This window comes from Actinotalea sp., from assembly GCF_035443605.1.
In the GTDB taxonomy this organism is placed as follows: domain Bacteria; phylum Actinomycetota; class Actinomycetes; order Actinomycetales; family Cellulomonadaceae; genus Actinotalea.
In genome coordinates this window covers 1-6,862 of sequence record NZ_DAORSQ010000120.1, presented here as the reverse complement: position 1 = coordinate 6,862, position 6,862 = coordinate 1, and the positions used below count along the sequence as shown (strand labels likewise).

At 75.7% G+C, this 6,862-nt stretch carries 6 protein-coding genes; all 6 read right to left on the bottom strand.

Features of this window, described 5'->3' with window-relative positions; all coding sequences use genetic code 11:
* The coding region (locus PKY62_RS11440; RefSeq protein WP_324537066.1) for a Rho termination factor N-terminal domain-containing protein at window positions 1-1,376 on the bottom strand (1,376 nt) is incomplete at its 3' end.
* Between the two features lie 264 nt (window positions 1,377-1,640).
* Window positions 1,641-2,558 carry a homoserine kinase gene (gene thrB / locus PKY62_RS11435; RefSeq protein ID WP_324537064.1) on the bottom strand — a complete coding sequence of 306 codons (918 nt, stop codon included), beginning with the start codon at window positions 2,556-2,558 and terminating at the stop codon, window positions 1,641-1,643.
* Entirely contained in the window at window positions 2,555-3,640 is a 1,086-nt protein-coding gene (gene thrC / locus PKY62_RS11430; RefSeq protein ID WP_324537062.1) for a threonine synthase, read from the bottom strand. Before thrC ends, thrB begins: the two co-directional genes overlap by 4 nt.
* 2 nt (window positions 3,641-3,642) lie before the next feature.
* Window positions 3,643-4,965 (bottom strand): homoserine dehydrogenase, encoded by a 1,323-nt coding sequence (locus tag PKY62_RS11425; protein WP_324537059.1) that lies wholly within the window; start codon window positions 4,963-4,965, stop codon window positions 3,643-3,645.
* A gap of 160 nt (window positions 4,966-5,125) precedes the next feature.
* Window positions 5,126-6,271: an aminotransferase class V-fold PLP-dependent enzyme gene (locus PKY62_RS11420; protein ID WP_324537057.1), complete on the bottom strand. Its 1,146-nt coding sequence runs from the start codon at window positions 6,269-6,271 to the stop codon at window positions 5,126-5,128.
* A gap of 46 nt (window positions 6,272-6,317) precedes the next feature.
* On the bottom strand, window positions 6,318-6,862 hold a 545-nt coding region (locus PKY62_RS11415), incomplete at its 5' end, for a diaminopimelate decarboxylase family protein (RefSeq protein ID WP_502875836.1).

Below are 6,862 nucleotides of genomic sequence, written 5' to 3'. Positions count from 1 at the left end.
CGCTCGTCGACGAGCACGACCATGAGGTGGACCTCGGGGTTGTTGGTGGTGATCGCGTTGGCGATCGCCTGCAGCACGAGGGTCTTGCCCGCCTTGGGCGGGGAGACGATGAGGCCGCGCTGGCCCTTGCCGATGGGCGCCACGAGGTCGATGACCCGGGTGGTGAGGATGTTCGGCAGGGTCTCCAGGCGCAGGCGCTCCTGCGGGTACAGCGGGGTGAGCTTGCCGAAGTCGGCGCGGCCGCGCGCCTGCTCCGGCGTCATCCCGTTGATGGAGTCCAGACGCACCAGGGCGTTGACCTTGGAGTTGCGGCCCTGGGGCAGCGGGTCGCCCTCGCGCGGCTGGCGGACGGCGCCGATGATGGCGTCGCCCTTGCGCATGCCGTACTTCTTGACCTGGTTGGTGGAGACGTACACGTCGTTGTCCCCGGGCAGGTAGCCCGAGGTCCGGACGAACGCGTAGTTGTCCTTGATGTCGAGGATCCCCGCGACGGGGAGCAGGATGTCGTCGTCGCTGACCTCGACGTCGTCGTAGCCGGTCATGTCGGGCTGGCCAGGGCGGCCCGGACGGCGCTTGTTGCGGTCGCGGTCGCGGTAGCGGCCCCGACGGCGGCGACCGCCCTGCTCGTCGTCCTCGAACTCCTGACGCAGACGCGGGTTGCTCTGGGTGGCCTGACCCTGCTGGCCCTGCTGGCGCTGCTGGCCGTCGCCCTGCTGGCGGGTCTGGCCGTCGCCCTGCACGCGCCCCTGCTGACCGTCACCCTGCTGGCGGGTCTGGACCTCGCGGGCGGGTGCCTGGCCCTCGCGCTGCTGGGCCTGCTGGTCGCGGGCCGGGGGCTGCTGGCCCTCGACCGGCGCGCCCTCGGCGCGGCCCGCCCGGCGCGAGCGTCGGCCCTCGACCGTGACGGAGCGGGCCGCTGCGGCCGCACGCGCCGCGCGCTCGTCCGCGGACTCACCGCCCGAGGTGTGGGTGTCGGATGGCGCATCGGTGCGCGTCTCGGACCGGTCGGTGCGCGTCTCGGACCGGTCGGTGCGCGTCTCCGTGCGCTCTGCCCGCTCGGTGCGGCGCGCTGCGGCCCGCACCGGTGCGGCCGGCTCGGTGGCGGGTGCGATGGCGGGTGCGGTGGCCGGTGCGGTGGCCGCTGCGGCGTCCGGCGCGGTGGCCGGGGCCGTGGCACGGGTGCGCGAGCCGCCGGCACGGACCTCACGGATCGCGGTGACCAGGTCGCCCTTGCGCATGGCGGACGTGCGCGGGACGCCGAGCTCGGCGGCGAGCGCCTGGAGCTCTGGCAGCCGCAGCGTCGACAGCGCGCCGCTCCGGCTGGTGCTGTCGGCCGCACCCGGTGCAGCGGAGACAGCCTCGATGGTGTCTGACACGAAGGATCCTTCCCCCTCGTCGGCGGCTGGCGCATCGGAAGGCGCGGCCGCGTGGTGGTCCGGGCCATGCCCGGATGGTCACGTCACGTGCGGTCGTTCGCCGGATGGCGAGACCTGTGGTGGCGTGGTCCCCTCCGGCCCACGTCAGCCGCGCAGCGAGTGCGCGTCATCCGCTCGGGGTCCGGGGGGATGACGTCACGCTACCACCCGGGGAACGGCCCGTGACGCGACCGCCACGCTGGCGCGACGCCACCCCGCGGGGCCTCAGAGCCGCTCGGCCAGCGCGCCGTCGGCGAAGCCCGGCATGAGGACCTGCCAGCCGCTGCGCCCCGCGAGCACCTCGGCGCGCGCGCGAGCCCCGGCGTCGCCGTCGGACGCGCGCTCCAGCACGAGCACCGACGGCCCGGCACCGGAGATGACGGCGGCCTGACCGGCGGCGCGCAGGTCGCAGACCAGCTCCCACGTCGCGGGCATGACGGCCGAGCGGTACGCCTGGTGCAGCCGCTCCTCCGTCGCCTCGAAGAGCAGCTCCGGGCGGTGGCTCAGGGCCTGGACCAGCAGGGCCGCCCGGCCGGCCGTGAACGCGGCGTCGGCGTGCGGCACCTGGGCCGGCAGCACCCCGCGCGCCGTCTTGGTGGCGCAGCGCTCTGCCGGGACGAGGACGACGGGCTCGATGTCGGGGTGCAGCGGCAGCTGCGTCGCGTGCGGCCCGTCCGGTGACGTCCAGGAGATCGTCGCGCCACCGAGGATGGCCGGCGCGGCGTTGTCGGGGTGCCCCTCGAACGCCGAGGCGATCTTGAAGGCCGCGGTGTTGTGCAACGCCTCCGGCTCGCCGATGAGCATCCGCACGGCGAGGATCCCGGCGACCACCGCGGCGGCGGACGAGCCCATCCCGCGGCCGTGCGGGATGGTGTTGTGGCACACGAGGTGCAGGCCCACCTGGGGCGCGCCGACCTCGTCGAGCGCGGCGCGGATGGCGCGCACGATGAGGTGGTCCTCGCCCGTGGGGAGCTCGCCGGCACCCTCGCCGGTCACCTCGACGTGCACGTCCGCGCTGCCCAGGGCGCGCACCTCGACCTCGTCGAAGTGCGCCAGGGCCAGGCCCATCGCGTCGAAGCCCGGGCCGAGGTTGGCGCTGGTCGCCGGGACGCGCACCCGGACGTGGTCGGCGCCGAGCCTCATGCCCGACCCTCCGGGTCCAGCTCGAGGGCGTCGGCCACCGAGACGACGTCCGGCGTGACGCGCTGCGGGCGCACCTCGCTGCCGTCCGGGGTGCGCAGGGCCCACTGGGGGTCCTTGAGCCCGTGCCCGGTCACCGTGACGGTGATCCGGGCCCCGGCGGGCACGCGCCCCTGCTCGGCGAGCAGGAGCAGCCCGGCGACGCCGGCCGCCGAGCCGGGCTCGACGAACACGCCCACGCGGGCGGACAGGAACCGGTGCGCCGCGAGGATCTGCTCGTCGGTGACGGCCTCGATGAGGCCACCGGACTCGTCGCGCGCCGCCAGGGCCTGGGACCAGGACGCCGGGTTGCCGATCCGGATCGCGGTGGCGATCGTCTCGGGCTCGGTCACGGGGTGACCCAGCACGATGGGTGCGGCGCCGGCGGCCTGGAAGCCCCACATCGCCGGGCGGCGCGTCGCGGGCCCGGTGGCCGCGTACTCGGTGAAGCCCTTCCAGTACGCGGTGATGTTGCCCGCGTTGCCCACCGGCAGCACGTGGATGTCCGGCGCGTCACCGAGCGCGTCGACGATCTCGAACGCGCCCGTCTTCTGGCCCTCGATCCGGTCCGGGTTGACCGAGTTGACCAGCTCGACGGGGTAGGCCTCGGCGAGCTTGCGGGCCACGACGAGGCAGTCGTCGAAGTTGCCGTCCACCTGGAGCAGGCGCGCGCCGTGCGCGACGGCCTGGCTCAGCTTGCCCATCGCGATCTTGCCGTCGGGCACCAGGACGGCGCAGACCATGCCGGCGGCCGTCGCGTACGCGGCCGCGGACGCCGACGTGTTGCCCGTCGAGGCGCACACGACGACCTTGGCTCCCCGCGCAGCTGCGGCCGAGATGGCGGTCGTCATCCCGCGGTCCTTGAACGAGCCGGTGGGGTTCATCCCCTCGACCTTGAGGAAGACCTGCGCGCCGGTGAGGTCCGACAGCGCCGGTGCGGGCACCAGCGGGGTGCCCCCCTCGCCGAGGGTGACGACGTGCGTGCGCACGTGCTCGGGCAGACGGTCGGCGTACTCGGCGATCACGCCACGCCACTGGTGGGCCACGCTCAGGCTCCTTCGACTCGCAGCACGGACAGCACACCGTCGACCACGTCCAGGCCCGCCAGCCGCTCGACGGTCGCCGACAGCGCGGCGTCGTCGGCGCGGTGGGTGACCACGAGCAGGTCGGTCGCCCCGCCCCCGTCGACGGGCGGGGACTGGCGCACGGCCTTGATCGACACGTCGTGCGCGGCGAACGCCTGGGCGACCTGCGCCAGCACGCCGGGCCGGTCGGCGACGCGCAGGCGGATCTGGTAGCGCGTGGTCGCCCGGCCGATGGGGTGCACCGGCAGGTCGGCGTAGCGGGACTCGATGGGGCCCTTGCCGCCCTGCACCCGGTGGCGGGCCACCGTGACGACGTCGCCCAGCACCGCGCTCGCCGTCGGCAGCCCGCCGGCGCCCCGGCCGTAGAACATCAGCTCACCGGCGGCCTCGGCCTCGACGAACACCGCGTTGAAGGCGCCGCGCACGCCGGCGAGCGGGTGGGTGTCCGGGACGAGCGCCGGGTGCACACGGACCACGACGCCGTCGACCGGTGCGGCGCCGTCCGGCGACGCGGTGACGCGCTCGGCGATCGCGAGCAGCTTGATGACGTAGCCGGTCTCGCGCGCCGCCTCGACGTCCTGCGCGCTGACGGCCGTGATGCCCTCGCGGTGCACGTCGTCGACGCTCACGCGGGTGTGGAAGGCGAGCGATGCCAGGATCGCGGCCTTGGCCGCCGCGTCGAAGCCCTCGACGTCGGCCGTCGGGTCCGCCTCGGCGTAGCCGAGCGCCTGGGCCTGCTCGACCGCCTGGTCGAGCTCGAGGCCGGCGCTCGTCATCTGGTCGAGGACGTAGTTGGTGGTGCCGTTGACGATGCCCAGCACGCGGGTGATCCGGTCCCCGGCGAGGGACTCGCGCACGGGCCGGACCAGCGGGATGGCGCCGGCGACGGCCGCCTCGAAGTACAGGTCCACCCCGGCGGCATCGGCCGCGGCGTAGAGCGTGGGGCCGTCCTGGCCGAGCAGCGCCTTGTTGGCCGTCACGACGGCGGCCCCGCCGGCGATCGCGCGGAGCAGCAGGGCGCGGGCCGGCTCGATCCCGCCCATGACCTCCACGACGACGTCGGCACGGTCGACCAGTGCCTCGGCGTCCGTGGTGAGCAGGTCCGGGTCCACCACGGCGTCGCGCGGCGTCGCGAGGTCGCGCACGGCCACCCCGACCAGCTCGAGCGGCGCGCCCACGCGCGCGGCCAGGTCGGCGGACTGGCGGGTGAGCAGCCGGACCACCTCGGTGCCGACGACACCGCATCCGAGCACTGCCACGCGCACCGCGCGGTCGGGGCCAGCCACCGGGTCCACCTCTCGTCGTCTGTCGGGCGGGCCCAGGATACGGGTGAGCGGGACGGCGTCGGGCCGTCCGTCCGCGCGCCGTCGATCCACGCTCGGTGGAACCTCGGGAAGGCGTTTCGTGTCGGATCCTCCACGCCGGCGGCGGGCGACGCCGATCCGGTCAGCCGGGAGCCGAGCCGTGGGCGGCGGAGGTGCGCCGAGCGCAGGCCTCGAGCACGCGCCCGACGTCGTCCTCGTCGTTCCACAGGTGGAAGGCCAGTCGCACGCCACCGGCGCGCGCCGCGACCCGGCAGCCCGCCGCCTCGAGGGCGGCCTGGCGCGATCCGTCGGGGTCCGGCAGCGTCAGGATCGGCAGGCCCGTCGGGACGAGGTCGAGCGCGACCCGCACCCGGTCGGCGAGCGCTCCCCCGTACCCGCGCACCGCCGCCGCCACCGCCGGGTCGCCGCGCAGGAGGTCGGCGAAGAGCTCGACCGCCGGTGCCGTGCCGACCCAGACCGGCCACGCGGGCGACACGTCGAACCGCCGCGCGTCGGCCGCGAGCGCCATGCCCGGGCCGTAGACCGCGTCCCACACCCGCTCCCCCGCGTACCAGCCGGCCAGGATCGGGCGCACCCGCTCCTGGGCCTCCCGACCCACGGTGAGGAAGGCCGAGCCGCGCGGCGCGCACAGCCACTTGTAGGCGCCGGTGACGGTGACGTCGAACCGGCCGGCGTCGACCGGCAGCCAGCCGGCGGCCTGCGTGAGGTCCGCGACCGTGAGGGCCCCGACCTCGCGCGCCGCGGCGAGCACCGCGTCGACGTCGACCAGCCGACCGTCGGCCGACTGCACCACGGAGAACGCGACGACGTCGACACCGGGCCGCACCGCGTCGGCGAGAGCCTCGAGCGGCACGTGCTCGACCGTCACCCCGCGGTCCGCGTGCACGAGGAAGGGGAAGACCATCGAGGTGAACTCGCCGTGCGGGACGACGACGCGGGCGCCGTCGGGCAGGCTCGCCGCGACCGTCCCCACGAGCACGGACACCTGGGGGCCGACGGCCACGCGGTCCGGCCCGACGCACACCAGCCGGGCGAAGGCCTCCCGCGAGCGCCGCACGGCGCCGTCGTACCCGCCGGGCCCGACCGTCCCCGCCTGCCAGCCGGCCAGGTCCTCGGCCATCGCCGCCACGACGCCGCGCGGGGGCAGTCCCATGCTCGCGGCGTTGAGGTAGCCGGGCGCCGGCGCCCAGAGCTCGTGCACGTCGGCCGGCAGCGCGCCGCCGCCCGGGTCGGCCGTCGTCAGCTCGCCGGGTGCCTCGCTCGTCACGGCTCTCCCTCGCTCGTCGTGCCCCGGCCGCCGTCGGCGGCCGCACTCAGCCCTGGTCGAGGCCGAGCAGGTCGTCCTCGGTCTCGCGGCGCACCAGCACCCGGGTCCCGCCGTCGCGCACCGCGACCACGGGCGGGCGGGGCACGAGGTTGTAGTTGGAGGCCATCGATCGGCCGTAGGCGCCCGTCGCGGGGACGGCGAGCAGATCCCCCGCGCGGATGTCGCCCGGCAGGTCGACGTCGTGCACCACGACGTCCCCGCTCTCGCAGTGCTTGCCCACCACCCGGGCCAGCACCGGTGCCGCGTTCGACGCGCGCGAGACCACGGCGGCGGTGTAGCGCGCGCCGTAGAGGGCCGGGCGCAGGTTGTCGCTCATCCCGCCGTCCACCGAGACGTAGGTGCGCACCACGCCCCCGTCCAGGGGGACGGGCTTGACGGTCCCGACGGTGTAGAGCGTCACGGTCGTGGGGCCGACGACGGCGCGCCCGGGTTCGATGGACACGCGCGGCAGGGGCGTGGCGAGCTCGTCGCACGCGTGCGCCACCACCTCGGCGACGTCCTTGGCGACCCTGGCCGGGTCCAGCGGCACCT